Raw genomic sequence first — 16,415 nt, forward strand, 5'->3', positions numbered from 1 at the left:
TTCAGGCGTCGCCCAGAACCAGCTGCACCATCAGCTCGGCCGCGCGGTCGAGATCCGAGGCCTGTCCCAAGCGCTGGTTGATCGAGAATCCGTCGAACGCCATCCAGAGGATGCGCGAGAACGTGCGGTCGGCGACCACGTGGGCGCGCGCCTCGGGAACGATGCGCAGCAAGAGGTCCGTCACGAGCACATCGATGCGATCCAGCAGATCGCGCGGCTTGCGCGTCTCCGCCTGGGTCCCGGCCAGCGCTTCAATCAGGACGTTGCCAAAACTCCTGTCGGCTGACGGGATATCGCTCCAGATCCCCATGACCAGCCGACGCAAGCGGCTGCGGGGATCGCGCAGCTTCATGACGGCTTGCGCGAGTTCGTCGAGTTGCCGCAACAGCCAGGGTTCGTAGATCTCGTACACGATGTGCAGCTTCGAGTCGAAATAGACGTAGAGATTGGGAGCCGTCGTCCCCGCGTTGCGTGCGATCTCGGCCAAGGTCGTCGCGGCATAGCCGCGACGACTGAAAAGCTCGAACGCCGCGGCGAGCATGGCGTCCTTCATATCCGTTTTCTTGACCTGCGGCACCCTCTCTCTCCTTTGTCCGGCTTCGCCCGGGCCAGCGGTCGACCGCCCATCTGGGGCGGCGCCGACGCGACTCCTGGCTTCATCGAATATTTAATAGCCATAAATATTAGCAAACCACGCTCAGGATCGCTTGAGTACGCACACCCATCGTGCGAATCGTTCTATCCCGCGGTCCGCCCCTGTGGTTGCAGCCGATTCCTCATAGGGACATTCCCTGACATGCAGCTGCCCTTTCCTCTGCACCCCCCGCTGTTCGGAGCGTTGCGTTCGAAAACCGCTTGACGTTAGTTTTTCAATGAATAAATAATAACGTTCATTTTTAAAACCACGTTCCCCGACCGCACTACCCATCCCGTCATGGACGACATAGACAAGCGACTGATCGCCCTGCTCCGCGCCGACTCGCGGCTGAGTGTCGCCAGCCTGGCCGCCAAACTGGGCCTGGCCCGGGGCACCGTCGCGCAACGCATTCGGCGCCTGGAGGAGCGGCACGTGATCGTCGGCTACACCGTGCAGTTGCGTCCGGAGTGCGACACGCCCCACATGCGCGCCTGGATGGCGATCCAGGTGGATGGGAACCGCACGCACGAGGTCGTGGCCAGCCTGCTGGGCGAGCCCAACGCCATTGCCTTGCACGATACGAACGGGCGTTGGGATCTCATGGCCGAACTGCGCGCCGATTCCCCTGGCGACCTGTCCCAGGTGCTGGAGCGCGTCCGCCTGATCAAGGGCATCCGGCACACCGAGACAAGCATCCTGCTCAAGACCTATCGGTGAGGCCGTTCAGCAACCGCAAGCAACCGTATACCCGCACACAACCAGGGACTCCCACAATGACCACTGTCGACCCGATTACCCAATCGGTCATCCAGCACCGTCTCAGTGCCATCGCCGAAGAGATGGGCGAAGCGATGCTGCGCACCACTTACTCGCAGATACTCAATGCCAGCCGCGATTTCTCCATCGGCATTCTCGATTGCCGCAGCAGGCTCATCGCGCAGGCGGACCACATACCGGTCCACGTGGGCGCGCTGACCTGGGCAGTCAAGGCAGTGGAGAGCCGTTTCGGCGACGACATCCACCCCGGCGACGTGATTCTGCTGAACGATCCGTACAACGGTGGTAGCCACCTGCCGGACCTGACGGCGTTCGTGCCCATCTTCGCCGGCAGCGAGCGCTGCTATTGGGCGGTCGTACGTGCCCACATGGGAGATATCGGCGGAGCCACCCATGGCGCCTACAACCCGAAGGCGACCGAGATCTGGCATGAAGGACTACGCATACCGCCGCTCAAGCTGGTCGAACAAGGCAAGGTCCGGGATGACCTGCTGGATATGCTGTTGCTGAACGTCCGGCTTCCCCGCGACTTCCGCGGCGACCTCGACGCAATGGTGGGCGCCGCGCACCTGGGTGAGCGCAGTGTCGCGGCGCTACTGGCGCGCTACGGCAAGGATGTCGTGACCGTGGCCGTCGACGGCATCCTGGACAGTGCCGAGCGGCGCGCCCGCGAAGTCGTCTCGGGCTGGACCGATGGCGTCTACGAGGGCGTGGCCTATCTTGACGACGACGGCCACGGCCGCGAGGACATCGCCATCCGGGCGCGCGTGACCAAGCAGGGCAGCAACCTGGATATCGATCTCACGGGATCCGATCCGCAATCGCGCGGATTCGCGAATTCTTCCTACGCCAACACCGAAGCGGCGATCGCCATGGCGTTTGCCTACCTGATCGACGCCAACATACCCAAGAACGACGGCACGTTTCGCTTGCTCACCACGCACCTGAAGCCGGGCACCGTGGTGTGCGCGGACAAGAATGCCGCGGTCACGCTCTCCACCACCCACCCTGCCAACGAGATCGTCGAGGCCATCGTCCGCGCGCTGGCGCCGGCCTGCCCCAAGCATGCGATGGGGGGATGGAGCCGCCGCTTCCGCATTTCGGTGGCCGGTGCCAATCCCCGCACGGGCCGCCCTTTCATCTGGCACATGTTCCACGCTCGGCCCGGCGGCGGCGCCAGTCCCGCGGGCGATGGCTGGTCGGGTGCGGGCGAATGGCATTCGGTGGGCGGCATCAAGTTCGGCAGCATCGAAGTCACCGAGGCGCGCTTCCCGCTACTGTTCGAGACGCATGAATTCCGCCCCGGCTCCGGTGGCGCGGGCCAGTTTCGCGGAGGCATGGGCACGCGCATGGTGCTGCGCGTCGAGGTTCCCGCGCTTGCGCATACCGCCGGAGAAGGCGCGCGCCACGGCGCCGCCGGCATCCTCGGCGGCCAGGACGGCCTTCCCCACGACTATCGCCTTGCCGGCGCGACCGGCGAGCGCACCCTCAAGACCAAGGAGTTCGGCATCCGTATCGAGGCCGGCGATCGCCTGCACGTGTCATCGGGTGGGGGTGGCGGCTGGGGCGATGCTGCCCGACGCACGCCCGCCGCGCAAGCCCGTGACGCCGCCGACGAGCTTATCTAGGTCCGGTGCCCTGCACCGTTCATACAACAGGATTATGAAAGCATGAATGCGAAGTACATCATCGGCATCGACGTCGGCGGGACGTTCACGGACCTGGTTGCCACGGACAGCAAAGGCCAGGTCACGTTCACCAAATCGCCGTCTACGCCCCAAGACCAGTCGATCGGCGTGCTGGAAGGATTGGCCCAGCTCGCCGATCTGCTGGGTACGGATTTGCGTGGACTGCTACGCGCGACGGAACGCATCGTACATGGCATGACGGTCGCCACCAATGCGCTGCTCGAGCGCAAGGGGGCACGCACCGCGCTACTCACGACGGCCGGCCATCGCGACGTCTTGGAGATGCGCGAAGGGCTGAAGCCGGAACGCTACAACCTGGCGATGATTCCCCCCGAGCCCCTGGTTCCCCGCCAACTTCGCCGGGGTATCGCGGAACGCATGGGATGGGATGGCGAGGTCATTGCGCCGCTGGATGAAGATTCGGTGCGCCAACAGATCGAACTGCTCAAGCAGCATGGCGTGGAATCGGTCGCGGTCTGCTATCTGCACTCCTATCGCAATCCCGCGCACGAACGGCGCACCGGCGAACTGCTCGCGCAATTGATGCCCGCGGCCTATGTCTCGCTGTCATGCGAAGTATTGCCGCAGATCAAGGAATACGAGCGCGTATCCACCACGGTCGTCAATGCCTATGTCGGTCCCGCCATAAAGCGCTACCTCGACAACCTGCGCAGCAAACTGGTCGACGCCGGCCTTTCGGACAAGCTCTACATCATTCTGTCCCACGGTGGCATCACTTCGGTTGGGGAAGCGACCCGACTGGCGGCAGGCACGGCATTGTCCGGTCCCGCGGGCGGCATCGCGGGCACACTGGCGTGCGCCGAAATCACGGCCCAGCCGAACCTGATTCCCTTCGACATGGGGGGAACCAGCACGGATATCTCGCTGGTCAATGATGGACAGGCTGTGCTGTCGGCCGAGCGCGGACTGGCGGGCGAGCGGATCGCGATGCGCAGCTTCGACATCCTGTCGATCGCTTCGGGAGGCGGGTCGATTGCTCACGTCGACGACGGCGGCATTTTCGACGTGGGGCCGCAAAGTGCGGGGTCCTGGCCGGGGCCTGTCTGCTACGGGCGTGGCGGCCAGCAGCCGACGGTCACGGACGCGAATCTCCTGCTTGGCTACCTGGACGCCGACCATTTCCTCGGCGGGCGCAACGCCCTGGACGTGGCTGCAACCGAACAAGCCATGCGCACACTTGGCCAGCGTCTGGGACTGGACGCTATCGAAGCGGCGGCCGGGATACTGCGGCTGATCAATATCAAGATGGCCGACGGGGTACGCCTGATGACATTGCGCCGAGGCGTCGACCCGCGCGACTTCGCGCTACTCAGCTTTGGCGGCGCCGCCGGCCTGCATGCCACGGAGGTGGCGCGCGAACTGGGGGTGCGCCGTGTCCTGGTCCCCACCGTCGCGTCCGTGCTCTCGGCATGGGGCATGTTGGCCAGCGACCTGAAGTATGAGTTGTCGCGCAGTTTCCTGGCCGATGTGGGCCGCCTGCGCAGCAGCGAGCTCAAGCAGATGTATGCCCAACTGGAGGACGAAGCATTCTCCCGCTGCGGCTTCTCCGCATTGCAGGACGGCGCGGGCCTGCGTGTGGAGCGTAGTGCCCAGATGCGCTATGGCGAACAGATCTATGAAGTGGAGGTAAGCCTGGCCGGCCTGGATCTTGACGATCCGGCCGCCTGCGAGGCGCTGGCAGAGCGCTTCCATCGCCGCCATGAAGAGCTCTACACGTATAGCTCGCCCGGCCAGGAAGTGGTGCTGGTCAATCTTCACGTCGCGGTGATCGGGCCCGTGCCGAAGCAGTTCGGCAACACAGAGGCCTATGGCGGAAACGAGGCCCCGATCAAACGGCACAAAGAGATTTTTACCGGCGGCTGCTGGCGTTCGGTCCCGGTGTATGCGATGGAGCGCCTGTCCGCCGGACACACTTTCCACGGGCCGGCGGTCATCGAGGCGGAGACGACGACAGTCATCCTGCATGAAGGCGACACCACCTCCATCACCGCCCACGGCTGGCTGGATGTCACCGTGGCAAGCCGCTGAACAACAGTGCACCAACAAACCAAGGGGAAATCATGAACAGTAACTACGAGAATGTCGCGGTACCCACCGGAGCAAGTTCCAGCCGCGGCGCTTGCGGCGCGGAAAAGCAGGAGATGAATCGGGTGGTGATGGCTGCCATGGCGGGCAGCGTCATCGAATGGTTCGAGTTCTCGGTGTACGGCTACCTGGCCGCGGTCATGGGAAAAGTATTCTTCTCATCCAGCACGCCGACCGTACAGGTCATCGCCTCGTTTGCCGCATTCGCGATCGCCTTCCTTGCCCGTCCCTTCGGCGGCATCGTCTGCGGCGCGCTGGGGGATCGCTTCGGCCGCAAGAATGTCCTCAACATGACGCTTTTTGTCATGGCGGCCGCGACCTTCTGCATAGGCTTGATCCCCAGCCACGACATGATCGGCGCCGGCGCACCGGTGTTACTGGTCGTGCTCCGTCTCCTTCAGGGCCTGTCGGCTGGCGGCGAAGTCAGCGCGGCGGCCATCTTCGTGGCCGAGCGTTGCGAAGACAGGCACCGTACCCTGATGACTGCGTGGGTTGAAGTAGGATGCATGGCCGGTTTCCTGCTTGGCGCGATTGTCAGCTATGTGCTGCACCAAACTTTCTCTGGCGACGAGATGGTGGCATGGGCCTGGCGTATTCCCTTTTTCTTCGCAGCGCCGATGGCACTGATCGGCCTTTACATCCGCCATCGCCTGGAAGAGTCGCCGCTGTTCGTCTCCGCTCAACGCGCCGGCCAGGTGCAGCAGATCGGCGTCCTGGCACAGTTGCAGCGCCTGGGGGCTTACAAAGGCGCGATGCTGCAGGCCGCGGGAATGGTCATCGTGACCAATATCACACTGTTCACGGTGTTGACGTACCTGCCGACTTACCTGAGCAAGGGGGGACTGACTAGTGGCCAGGCGCTGGCGATGAACCTCGCGCCCATGACGCTACTGGTTGTACTGATCCCCATCTTTGCCGTGCTTGCCGATCGTATCGGGCGCAAGAAGGTCATGATCGCCGGCAGCCTGGCGGTGCTGGTCTGCGCGATTCCCGCATTCAGGCTGTTGGCGGGTGGCGACCTGGCATTGCAACTGACGGCGCTTGCGATATTGAACATCTGCCTGGCGATGTTGACGTCTTCGATCTTTGCCCAGGTGCCATCTCTGTTCCCCCTGAAGGTGCGCTTCATGGCGATGGCCGTCAGCTACAACGTGACCATCGCCCTGTTCGCGGGTACCGCCCCCATGATCAACGCGTGGCTCATCGATGTCACGGGCAATCGGATCTTCCCCGCTTACTATCTGATGTTCGGCGCGGTGATCGGACTTGTCGCGTTGGCCTCGTCGCGAGACCTCACTGGACAGCCCATGCGAGGGGACTAGGTCGGCAGGCACGACCCACGGTTCAGGGCGGGGCTGAGTCATCCCGTCTTACAGGAAAGCGCAACGGAACCTGATAAAGTCGCGTCGATTGACGTCAAACCAGAACAGGCAAACGATGCTCGAACGATTCAAGAAGCTGTTTGGCGGTAGCCAGCCCTCCTCCACTGACGCCGCCGGGACTGCCGCGCATGGCGGCACGCAATCCGCCGTGGGCGAACCGCTACTTATCAACGCTTACGCCACCGTGGCGACGCTGCCGCCGCTGGACTTCCCCCATGAATTGCTAGGCAGGAGAGACCTCAGCGATCCGGAACTTGCCGGACACCTGCAGGGATTCGTGGGTTACGTGCTGAAGCGCGGCGATGGCCAGATGACGCGCTCGCGGTATCACCTGATGCGGCATTTACAAAGGGTGCGGCAGCATGTGAGCGTGTCGATTCCCGCCGAAAATCAGGCAGCGTTCTGGCGCTGGGCCGAACAGGCCAATGCGGTGATGTTCATGGTGGACGGCAGCGTGCGCGATCCGCAGGGCCGTGTCGTCATAGACGCGGCTGGCAACCAGGACGAGCAGGCCCAGGTCCCCTATCCGCCGGCCGCTTGGCAGCGCAAGGACCGCAGCGAGTCGCTGCTGGAGCAGCACGGCATCCGCGTGTCCCCGACGCTGCCGCCGCTGATCAGCGAGACTGAAGTGAATTTGCGTCCCGCGGCCGAGGTTGCCGGCCGCGCCATGGCCTTGCTGACGGTAGCCGTACGTGCCGAAAGCCTGAAAAGCGACGAGGGCCCGCTGACGATAGAACGCCTGAAAGAACGCCTGGCGCCCGCTTTTGCCTATCTGACACCGCAGGAGCAGGCCTTCCTGGATGAAGACACGCCAGCCGAGAACGCCATCGTCCAGATGACCTGGCGCTACGAGAGCCTGGCGCTGCTTGGGTGGGCGCTGGGCCTGCTGCCCACGCTGTCGCTGCCTCCCGGAATATGCGATGTGCCCGGACTGGTCAGGATTTTCCTGGAAACGGCCTCGGAGCAATGGCCCACGCAAGCGCAATTGCGTCCAGCCACCGAGATACTCGATGCGCTGGACCTGTACTACCGGCTGCACTGGGTCACGCGTGAGGCCTCGCTGGGCAGGGGCAATCCGCCCGCCGAATTCATGCCTGGCGTGATCCAGGAACGCCACTATGCGCTGAATTGGCTCGTGCGATTCGAGAACGCGGATTGGGACGACGTCGATACCCCGACTTGAGCAGTCTGAGCGACAAGCCCCGCGGCATAAGGGCCGTCGGGGCTGAATCAAGGCTGAATGCAGGGGCTGAATGCGCGGCGTAGTCAGTCCCGCGTTGGCTCAATCACTTCTTATACGCACACACGCGCGCCGTGGCGTTGACCCAGCAGGCGCCATCGCGCTTCAGGTCACCCAGGTCGGAATGCGCGTGGGACGAGTCAGGCGTCTCATTCCAGTACCCATGCGCCCCATCCTCGTCGATGTTGACATAGGCGAAGTACTTGGATCGATGCTTGTCGCCCGCCCCTATCGAGAACGATCCCTGCTTGTCATTGATCTTGATTTCGCAGGTGCCGTCGAGATAAGTCTTCTTGTTCACCTCAAGTACGCACTTGCCCGTCTCGGCATGTGCCAGGGGAGACAAAACCGCCCCTGCGATGCCAACCACCAAACTCAACACCGGGATAATTTTCATGCTGCCTTGATCTCCTGGGACGTGAAGCGGTGGGGAGTATGCCCCAAACGGCAGAGCTTCAAACGTCAAAAAGGCATCGTTTTGTAAAGTTCATGACGGCCGGAGTCGAACTGGGAAAGGTAAAAAAGAGGTTTGACCTCTACGAAGCCCAGGTATTAAGATCGCCAAAATCAATTCACGTTCACGAGACAAGACCCATGACCGCTGCAACCGCCGCCCAGGCAACAGACGCTCAACGCCAATCCGCTTCCTCCGCGTACACCCTCATCGTGTTGCCCGGCGACGGCATCGGCAAGGAGGTCACCGCGGAAGCAGTGCGGGTATTGGAATGGTTCGCCACGCGGCGTGGCATCAATGTGAACCTGCGCCACGAACTGTTCGGCGCCGAGGCTTATCACGCCACCGGCCACTTCATCAAGGAAGAAGTGTTCGCGGACCTGCTCAATGTCGACGCCGTCCTGTTCGGTGCCTTCGGCGGCACCCTGGAGGCGAATCCCATCCCCGCGGACGTGCGGCGCAAATTCGGCTTGCTGCGTATCCGCCAGGCCATGGGCCTTTTCGCCAACGTCAGGCCGGTCAAGGCGCTGGAGACACTCTCCAGGGTTTCGCCCTTGCAACCCCACGTCAGCGCCGATGTGGACCTGGTGGTCATCCGGGAATTGATCGGCGGCATCTATTTCGGTGAGCCGCGTGGCATTACCTCGCTCGAAAACGGCGAACGGCGCGGCGTCAATACGCAGGTCTACACGACGCACGAGATCGTGCGCATCACCGACTTCGCCTTCGCGCTGGCCGCCACCCGGCGCCGCCACGTCACGTCGGTGGACAAGAGCAACGTCATGGAAAGCAGCGTGCTGTGGCGCGAAGAGGTCAAGGCGCGCCATGCCCGTTACCCCGACATCGCCCTCGACCACCTGTATGTGGACGCCTGCGCCGCCGAACTGATCACCCGGCCCAAGAAGTTCGACGTCATCCTGACCGACAATCTTTTCGGTGACATCCTGTCCGATGCGGCCTCGGCCATCACGGGTTCCCTGGGCATGCTGCCTTCGGCGTCCTTCGGCGCGGAACTGCGGCCCGGCGTCCGCCGCGCTTTTTACGAACCCGTCCATGGCAGCGCCCCGGATATCGCAGGCAAAGGTGTGGCCAATCCCTGCGGCGCCATCCTCAGCCTGGCGATGGCCCTGGAGGGCACGTTCAATCGCCCCCAGGATGCACGCCTGCTGGAAAAGGCCGTCGACGTCGCCCTGCAGCGGGCACGCACGCGCGATCTGGCCGACCCGGCCCTGCCGGTCGTCTCCACGCAGGCATTCGCGGACCAGGTCATCCAGGCATTGGAGGCCCTCGATGGCACGGTCGACTAAACCACGTCCGGCGCCCGAACTCCGCGCGGCGCCGGCAGCGGCAGCAGCGCCCGCGCCGCGCGCCAAGCCTGGCAGCGGCCGCGTCGGCGAAGCCTATGACAAGATCCTGCAGATCATCCGCGACACCGGGATGTTCGAAGGCGCGCGCCTGCCCAGCGAGCTGGAAATGGCCACGCTGTTCGGCATCTCGCGGCCGGTCATCCGGCAGGCGCTTTCGCGCCTGGAACAGGCGGGCGTCGTCGATATCCGTTGGGGCGCCGGCACCTATGTGCGGCGCAGCGCGGGCGCCGAGCCGGCTTGCGCCCTCTTTTCCGAGGTGCGCAGCCTGGAGGATGTGCGATATACCTTCGAGATCCGGCGCGGCATCGAATCGGAAATCGCGTATCTCGCCGCGGAGCGCGCGGACGACCGCGACAGGGAACTGATATTGCGCGCCCACGAGGAATTGACCGCCGCATTGAGCAGCCTGTCTTCGTCACAGGAATTGGACGTGGCCTTCCACTTCACCATCGCCACGGCCTGCCACAACCCGTTCTACGAGAAGCTGATGCTGGCCACTCGTACGCCCATCCTGCGCTGTGCTGCCATCTCCAAGATGCTGCTCGCGGAAAGCGATCTGCCACGGCGTTCCAAGACGATCATGGCCGAACACCAGCGCATCGTCGATGCCATCATGGCACGCGATGCCGCGGCCGCCCGGGACGCCACGCGTACCCACATCGACAACGCGTTCCTGCGCGTTTCCCAAGGCACGAACTGACGTCACGCAGGCAAATCCCAGGCTTGCCTGCGCAGAAAGAGGTCAGACCTGTTTGTACAAGACAAACGTCTGACTAAAAAAGCAAGTTCCTGCCGCCCTCGGCGGCGCAACAACCGGCGCATCCCGCTGAAACAGCGACGATCACGCCAGATGGAGAGAGACAGATGCGTAAATTGGTATCGGCCATGGTGGCCGCGGGTGCGTTGACCTATGCCATGACCTGGCCCGCGACCGCGGCGGCCGAGTCTTCCTGGCCCGACCACCCCGTCACGGTGGTGGTGACGTTTGCACCGGGCGGCAACAATGATCTCACCGCGCGCATCCTGGCGCCCGCCCTCGGCAAGGCGCTGGGCCAGTCCGTCGTGGTGGAAAACCGGGCCGGCGCCGGTGGCATCATCGGCACCCAGTATGTGCAGCGCGCACGGCTGGATGGCTATACCTTGCTGCTAGGCACCGCCAACTTGAGCATCGCGCCCTTCGTCTACAAGGACGTGCCCTACGATCCCTTGCGCGACTTCGTGCCGATTGGCGGCATCCAGTCCGTTCCCCTGGTGCTGACGGCATCCAAGGCATCGCACATCACCAGCTGGGCCGAGTTCGCCAAGGCGGCAGCCAGCGGCAAGGGCGTCGGTGTGGCGACCCCGGGCAGCGGCACTTCCAACCACCTGGCTTTGGAGCGCATCAAGCTCCAGACCAAGCTGAACCTGACGCACGTACCCTACAAGGGTTCCGGACCGGCGATTTCCGACGTCATGGCGGGACAGGTGGAATCGATGGTGGATCAGTTGAACTCCTCCCTGCCGCAGATCCAGGCCGGCAAGATACAGGCCATCGCGCAACTGGGCCCCACGCGCAGCAAGATGCTGCCGGACGTCCCGACCCTCAAGGAACAGGGCGTGGCGGGTATCGAGGCGACGACGTGGATCGGCCTGTTCGCGGCAACGGGCACGCCACCTGACGTCGTGGCCAAGCTGGACAAGGCCTTGCAGACGGCAATGGCAGACCCCGAGGTGCAAAAGCGGCTCGATGAAATGGGCGTCAGCCGTTTCGACATGACGCGTGATGCGTTCGCCGCGTTCGTCAAGAAGGACCTGATGAACAACAAGGAAATCGTCGAGAAAGCCCAGATCCGCTCGGAGTAACGACATCATGGATACCGCCCGCCCTACCCCATCCGCGCGAGACGCTATCGTTGCGGGGGCCACGGACTGCCATTTCCACATTTACGACGAAAGCTATCCTGCCCTGCCCAACGCGGTGCTGCGGCCACCGCCCGCGCCGATCAGCGACTACCGTGCGTTGCAGCGCAGGCTGGGTCTTACGCGGGCGGTGATCGTGCAGCCCTCCACCTACGGGACGGACAACCGCCTCATCCTGGATGTGGTGCAGGCCTTGGGGCCGGCCAACACGCGCGCGGTGGCGGTCGTCGCGGAGGACATCCACGACGACGAACTGGCGCGGCTGCATGCGGGTGGTGTACGCGGTATCCGCTTCAATCTGTCGCGGCCCGGCGGGCCGGGCCAGGACGCCATCGAGCGCATGGGCCAGCGCGTGGCGCAATGGGGCTGGCATGTGCAATTGAACACTTCCGCGCAAGTGCTGCGGGAGCTGGGGCCTGCGCTGCTGCGTCAGCGGGATTACCCCGTCGTGGTCGATCATATGGGGCACGTCCCGGCCACGGCCCTGGATGGCGCGGAATACCAGACCCTGGCCGACCTGCTGCGCGCCGGCGCGACCTATGTGAAGCTGTCCGGTTTCTACAAGGTCAGCGCGCAAGGCGCACCGCACTATGCGGACGCGGTGGAACTGGCGCGGCGCCTGGTCGAGATCGCCCCCGACCGGATGCTATGGGGCAGCGATTGGCCGCATCCCACCGAGTCGGCCAAGGGCAATGCGCCTGACGACGCGATCCTCTTCGGACTGCTGGCCGAAATCGCGCCGGACAAGCCCACCCGAACCAAAATACTGGCCGAGAATCCGGCGCGGCTGTACGGCTTCTGATGACGGCCGGTCGCCGTGTGCCCCGTCCATAGGACAACGCCTCAGGCCACCCTCTTCTGCCCGGCCCCAGGCGTCCAGAGACGGCCCGGTACCGCCGCCAGCAAGGCCTGGGTGTAAGGATGGGCCGGCGCGTTGAAGATCCTGGCGCTGTCGCCCTGTTCGACGATCTTGCCCGCCTTCATCACCGCGATCTGATCGCACACCTGGGCGGCCACCCTCAGGTCGTGCGTGATGAACAAAATGGAGAGATGCAATTGTTCCTGCAGGCGGGCCAGCAGATCCAGCACCTGCGCCTGTACTGAAACGTCGAGCGCGGATACGGGCTCGTCGGCCACCAGTATTTTCGGCTCCATTGCCAGTGCCCGCGCCAAGCCCACACGCTGGCGCTGGCCGCCGGAGAATTCATGGGGATACCGGTTCAAGGCGTCCGCGCCCAGCCCCACGAGTTCGAAGAGTTCGAGCGCTCTCTCCCATGCCTGCCGACGTGGCACCCCATGCGTGACAGGCCCCTGCGTCACGATGTCGCCCACTCGATGCCGCGGATTGAGCGATCCATAGGGATCCTGAAACACCATCTGCACCTGCGCGGCATGGCGCCGACGCTCCGCCGCATGCTTGAATCTGACGGCTTCGCCATACACAAGCATCTCGCCCGCCTCCGGACAAACCAGGCCAAGCACGGTGCGGGCGAGCGTCGACTTGCCGGACCCGCTCTCGCCCACGATGCCCACGGTACTTCCCGCCGGCACGACCAGCGACACGTCATCCACTGCGTGCGTGACGCGCGCGTTACGCTTGAGCCAATGACGCTTGCCATATGTCTTGGAAAGACCGGTGAGGGTCAGTGCGGCCTGCCCATTGCCTCGGCGCTCGCGCGCCGCGGGGTGCAGCGGGGGCACGGCCGCGATCAGCGACCGCGTGTAGCTGTCGCGGGGATCATTCAATACGACCTCGGCCGGGCCGGTCTCCACCAGCCGGCCGTGCTGCATGACGGCCACCCGATCCGCGATTTCCGCGACGACGCCAAAGTCATGCGTGATGAAGAGCACCGCCGTGCCCTTGCGCCGTTGCAGGTCGTGGATCAGGTGCAGGATCTGCGCCTGCGTCGTCACGTCCAGTGCCGTGGTCGGCTCGTCGGCGATCAGCAGTTTCGGTTCGAGCGCCAACGCCATGGCAATCATGGCGCGCTGGCGCTGCCCACCCGACAGCTCATGCGGATACGCGCGCAGGGCCGACGGCGGGTCTGGGATACGCACCGACTCCAGCAACGCCAGCGTGCGCGCCCTGATTTCATTGCGGCGCAAGCCGGTGTGGGCGCGGAATACCTCGGCGATCTGGTCACCGATGGTGCGCAAGGGATTCAGCGCGGTCATCGGTTCCTGGAAGATCATGCCGATTTCCTTACCGCGCAGGCGGCGCAGCCGCTCCGGGCTCGCGGCCAGTAGATCCTCGCCGTCCCACAGGATACGCCCGCCGCTGGCACGCACGCCATCCGGCAACAAGCCAAGCACCGCACCGGCGGTCATGGACTTGCCGGATCCGCTCTCTCCCACCACACAAAGGATTTCGCCGGCGCGCACTTCCAGATCGACGTCTGCCAGGGCGTGCGGACGGTCACCGCCGGAGGGCAGTGCCACGGTAAGACTCTGGATGGAAAGCAAGGCAGTCATTACACAGGTCCGCCAGGGCGGAAAGCAAAGTTAAGGGAAAGCGTAGTCAAATGCGTTGGCCACCAGTGGCATCTATGCTTTGACCGGTGATCCAGCGACCGCCATCGCTGGCGAGAAATGCAACGATATCGGCAATGTCGTCGGGCTGCCCCACACGCCCCAGCGCAACCGTCTGGGCGATGACCTTGGCTTTTTCGGGATCACGTGCCCGCTCGTTCAGATCCGTCGCCGTCGCGCCCGGCAATACGGCATTGACCGTGATGCCACGCGCGCCCAGCTCCGCGGCGAGCAACAGCGTCAAGGCTTCCAGGCCAGCTTTGGCGGGCGCGTATACGCTCATTTCCGGATATGCGGCCCTGGTGCCCATTGACGATACGTTGATGATGCGTCCGCCGTCGCGCAGCACCGGCAATAGTTTCTGGATGAGGAAAAAAGGGGTTTTCAGGTTGACCTGCAAGACCCGGTCGAAATCTTCCGGACGCACATCGGCAATACGAGCCCGCAACCCCACGCCGGCATTGTTCACGAGGATATCCAACGCATCCGCGCGCGCCTCGCGCAGGATGGCCTGCAGACCCGTCGCCAGCACGATATGGCCGTCCGGCGCGGCGAGGTCGGCCGCCACTGTCCATGCCTGCCCTCCCTGTGCGCGGATCTGCGCGGCCAATGACGCCGCCGCATCGTCGGCCTGCTTGTAGTGGATGACGACACTGGCGCCCTGTTGCGCCAGCGCCGATGCGATCGCGCGGCCAATGCCGCGGCTGGCGCCCGTTACCAGGGCGATCTTTCCATTCAGATCGAAACGGCTCATGCAGCTATTTCCTTTTTATCAAGACGGTTCCAAGCCTGGCCGGCTTCCAGTTCCCGGGCCAGGCGAATCAGGACGTTGCGGTCGACTTTATTGGTACCCGCCCACGGCAGCTCGGGCAGAAAGCGCACGCGGCGGGGGTGTTGATAGGCCGGGCCATGCGCAAGGGCGAAGCGCTTGAGCGTATCGGCATCCAGGGCGCTGCCCGCTCGCCGTACGACGAAGGCGACCGGGACGTGCGCACGTTCCTCGTCCGGCAAGGGCACAACGCTGGCCTGGCTGACGTCCGGATGACGCTCCAGCAGCTTCTCGACTTCTACCGGGTAGATGTTCTCCCCCGCGCAGACGAACATATCGTCCGCCCGCCCGACGAAGTAGAAGAATCCCTGCTCGTCACGGCGCATCACGTCGCCGCTGTGGTACCAGCCATCCTTCAGAACCTGCGCGCTTTTTTCCGGCAGGTTGTGATATCCCGCCAATACCGCGGGATTGCGCATCAGGAGCACCCCTTGGTTCTCGTCGGCGCCGTCGACCAGGCGCACCTGCTCAGGCTCCAGGGGGTAGCCCAACGCCAGCCCCGGCGTGGGAATGCCGTCCGGATGCGGGCCGAAGACAGCCGGACCGGCTTCGGTCGTTCCGTAGCCGTGGCTGAATTCCGTACCAGGGAAGGCGGCACGGATGCGGCCCAGCAGGTCTTGCGTCATCGGTGCCGACCCCAGCATCACGCGCCGCAGCGACGAGAAATCCCGGCCACGCAGTCGCTCCGTATCCTTGACGATGCGCGCGAACATGGTGGGTACCGCGGTCAGGGTGCTGATGCGGTACCGTTCCAACGCGTCCACATAGGTGTCCACATCGAAGCCCGGCAGGATCACGATTTGCGCGTGGATCGCGAATGCACGCTTGGCCATGAAAAGGCCGTTCATATGAAACAGCGGCTGCGCCAACAGATAGCGTTGCTGTTCCGGCTGGCGCGGCAAGGACGTCACCGCCAATGCCCACAGCTGTCCCGCGTGGGTCAGCGGCACACCTTTGGGCTTGCCGGTCGATCCAGAGGTATACAGCATCTGGCCGACCTCGTCGGCCGCCGGACGCACGCTGTCGAAGTCCGCCGGCCCGATCAGCGCGGCGAATCCGTCCGGACCGGCATCGTCGAAGTCGACCACCGGCACGCGGCCCGCGAAGGCGCCGCGCCGTGGCCCATCCGTGAACGCCAGGGCGATGCCGGCGTCGGCCAACACATAGTCCAGCGTTTCCTGCGGCTGCTTGATGTTGATGGGCACGGCGACATAGCCGGCCCGCATGATGCCGAAGTAGGCAAACAGGTATTCCGCACGGTTCAACGATGCGATGGCGATGCGGGAGCCACGCGGCAGGCCCTGAGCCTGCAGCCAGCGCGCCACCCCGCCCGCGAGGCCGCGCGCATCGGCATGGGTGTACTGGCGCGGCGCGGCTGCATCGCGCAGGTCGACGATCGCCGCAACGTCCAGGGACAGCGTGGCGTCGTTGAGATCGCCAAGGTTGTAGAGGGATTCAGTCATTGGAATGCGTGGAAAAAGAGGATGCGAAGCGTGAAATCACCCCG

14 protein-coding genes are annotated in these 16,415 nt (G+C 64.2%); 9 read left to right on the forward strand and 5 right to left on the reverse strand.

Going from position 1 to position 16,415, the window contains the following annotated elements:
• Position 1 precedes the first annotated feature (1 nt).
• Positions 2-577, reverse strand: coding sequence for a TetR/AcrR family transcriptional regulator (locus CEY05_RS02920; protein WP_088595878.1), 576 nt, complete (start codon positions 575-577; stop codon positions 2-4).
• A 357-nt stretch (positions 578-934) separates the two neighbouring features.
• Here CEY05_RS02920 and CEY05_RS02925 point away from each other — a divergent pair, with 357 nt between their 5' ends.
• The 5 genes from CEY05_RS02925 to CEY05_RS02945 all read left to right on the forward strand — a co-directional run bounded on the left by CEY05_RS02925 (position 935) and on the right by CEY05_RS02945 (position 7,773).
• Positions 935-1,354 carry an Lrp/AsnC family transcriptional regulator gene (locus CEY05_RS02925; RefSeq protein WP_088595879.1) on the forward strand — a complete coding sequence of 140 codons (420 nt, stop codon included), beginning with the start codon at positions 935-937 and terminating at the stop codon, positions 1,352-1,354.
• Positions 1,355-1,410: 56 nt separating this feature from the next.
• On the forward strand, positions 1,411-3,042 hold the full coding sequence (locus tag CEY05_RS02930; protein WP_088595880.1) for a hydantoinase B/oxoprolinase family protein: 1,632 nt from the start codon (positions 1,411-1,413) through the stop codon (positions 3,040-3,042).
• 42 nt (positions 3,043-3,084) lie between these two features.
• Positions 3,085-5,151, forward strand: a complete 2,067-nt coding sequence (locus CEY05_RS02935; RefSeq protein ID WP_088595881.1) for a hydantoinase/oxoprolinase family protein — start codon at positions 3,085-3,087, stop codon at positions 5,149-5,151.
• A gap of 32 nt (positions 5,152-5,183) precedes the next feature.
• Complete coding sequence (locus tag CEY05_RS02940) at positions 5,184-6,530, forward strand: MFS transporter (protein WP_088595882.1); 1,347 nt, start codon at positions 5,184-5,186, stop codon at positions 6,528-6,530.
• A 115-nt stretch (positions 6,531-6,645) separates the two neighbouring features.
• Complete coding sequence (locus CEY05_RS02945) at positions 6,646-7,773, forward strand: DUF4272 domain-containing protein (RefSeq protein ID WP_088595883.1); 1,128 nt, start codon at positions 6,646-6,648, stop codon at positions 7,771-7,773.
• 103 nt (positions 7,774-7,876) lie between these two features.
• On the opposite strand, the gene CEY05_RS02950 is transcribed toward CEY05_RS02945, so the two are convergent.
• A complete protein-coding gene (locus CEY05_RS02950; RefSeq protein WP_088595884.1) occupies positions 7,877-8,227 on the reverse strand; it encodes a hypothetical protein in 351 nt (116 codons plus the stop codon).
• A gap of 197 nt (positions 8,228-8,424) precedes the next feature.
• On the opposite strand from CEY05_RS02950, the gene leuB reads away from it, so the two are divergent.
• The 4 genes from leuB (at position 8,425) to CEY05_RS02970 (ending at position 12,352) form a co-directional block, all read left to right on the forward strand.
• Positions 8,425-9,591: a 3-isopropylmalate dehydrogenase gene (gene leuB / locus CEY05_RS02955; RefSeq protein WP_088595885.1), complete on the forward strand. Its 1,167-nt coding sequence runs from the start codon at positions 8,425-8,427 to the stop codon at positions 9,589-9,591.
• The gene (locus CEY05_RS02960; protein ID WP_088595886.1) at positions 9,575-10,351 is read left to right on the forward strand and encodes a FadR/GntR family transcriptional regulator; all 777 of its coding nucleotides are present in this window, start codon (positions 9,575-9,577) and stop codon (positions 10,349-10,351) included. The genes leuB and CEY05_RS02960 overlap by 17 nt, the downstream gene beginning before the upstream one ends.
• 164 nt (positions 10,352-10,515) lie before the next feature.
• A complete protein-coding gene (locus tag CEY05_RS02965) occupies positions 10,516-11,493 on the forward strand; it encodes a tripartite tricarboxylate transporter substrate binding protein (protein WP_088595887.1) in 978 nt (325 codons plus the stop codon).
• Positions 11,494-11,500: 7 nt separating this feature from the next.
• Positions 11,501-12,352, forward strand: coding sequence for an amidohydrolase family protein (locus tag CEY05_RS02970; protein ID WP_198952655.1), 852 nt, complete (start codon positions 11,501-11,503; stop codon positions 12,350-12,352).
• Positions 12,353-12,393: 41 nt separating this feature from the next.
• On the opposite strand, the gene CEY05_RS02975 is transcribed toward CEY05_RS02970, so the two are convergent.
• From CEY05_RS02975 to CEY05_RS02985, 3 genes are read right to left on the reverse strand one after another with little or no spacing between them, the layout of a single operon-like run.
• The gene (locus tag CEY05_RS02975; RefSeq protein WP_088595888.1) at positions 12,394-14,022 is read right to left on the reverse strand and encodes an ABC transporter ATP-binding protein; all 1,629 of its coding nucleotides are present in this window, start codon (positions 14,020-14,022) and stop codon (positions 12,394-12,396) included.
• 46 nt (positions 14,023-14,068) lie between these two features.
• A complete protein-coding gene (locus tag CEY05_RS02980) occupies positions 14,069-14,833 on the reverse strand; it encodes an SDR family oxidoreductase (RefSeq protein ID WP_088595889.1) in 765 nt (254 codons plus the stop codon).
• Positions 14,830-16,371: a class I adenylate-forming enzyme family protein gene (locus tag CEY05_RS02985; protein WP_088595890.1), complete on the reverse strand. Its 1,542-nt coding sequence runs from the start codon at positions 16,369-16,371 to the stop codon at positions 14,830-14,832. The genes CEY05_RS02980 and CEY05_RS02985 overlap by 4 nt, the downstream gene beginning before the upstream one ends.
• Positions 16,372-16,415: the final 44 nt, after the last annotated feature.

The organism is Achromobacter sp. HZ34 (assembly GCF_002209485.1).
GTDB lineage: Bacteria > Pseudomonadota > Gammaproteobacteria > Burkholderiales > Burkholderiaceae_B > Bordetella_C.

Coding starts and splice junctions, on each gene's coding strand:
- CEY05_RS02925 (WP_088595879.1), top strand. CDS start 935: ATGGACGACATAGACAAGCGACTGATCGCCCTGCTCCGCGCCGACTCG.
- CEY05_RS02930 (WP_088595880.1), top strand. CDS start 1,411: ATGACCACTGTCGACCCGATTACCCAATCGGTCATCCAGCACCGTCTC.
- CEY05_RS02935 (WP_088595881.1), top strand. CDS start 3,085: ATGAATGCGAAGTACATCATCGGCATCGACGTCGGCGGGACGTTCACG.
- CEY05_RS02940 (WP_088595882.1), top strand. CDS start 5,184: ATGAACAGTAACTACGAGAATGTCGCGGTACCCACCGGAGCAAGTTCC.
- CEY05_RS02945 (WP_088595883.1), top strand. CDS start 6,646: ATGCTCGAACGATTCAAGAAGCTGTTTGGCGGTAGCCAGCCCTCCTCC.
- CEY05_RS02950 (WP_088595884.1), bottom strand. CDS start 8,227: ATGAAAATTATCCCGGTGTTGAGTTTGGTGGTTGGCATCGCAGGGGCG.
- leuB (WP_088595885.1), top strand. CDS start 8,425: ATGACCGCTGCAACCGCCGCCCAGGCAACAGACGCTCAACGCCAATCC.
- CEY05_RS02960 (WP_088595886.1), top strand. CDS start 9,575: ATGGCACGGTCGACTAAACCACGTCCGGCGCCCGAACTCCGCGCGGCG.
- CEY05_RS02965 (WP_088595887.1), top strand. CDS start 10,516: ATGCGTAAATTGGTATCGGCCATGGTGGCCGCGGGTGCGTTGACCTAT.
- CEY05_RS02970 (WP_198952655.1), top strand. CDS start 11,501: ATGGATACCGCCCGCCCTACCCCATCCGCGCGAGACGCTATCGTTGCG.
- CEY05_RS02975 (WP_088595888.1), bottom strand. CDS start 14,022: ATGACTGCCTTGCTTTCCATCCAGAGTCTTACCGTGGCACTGCCCTCC.
- CEY05_RS02980 (WP_088595889.1), bottom strand. CDS start 14,833: ATGAGCCGTTTCGATCTGAATGGAAAGATCGCCCTGGTAACGGGCGCC.
- CEY05_RS02985 (WP_088595890.1), bottom strand. CDS start 16,371: ATGACTGAATCCCTCTACAACCTTGGCGATCTCAACGACGCCACGCTG.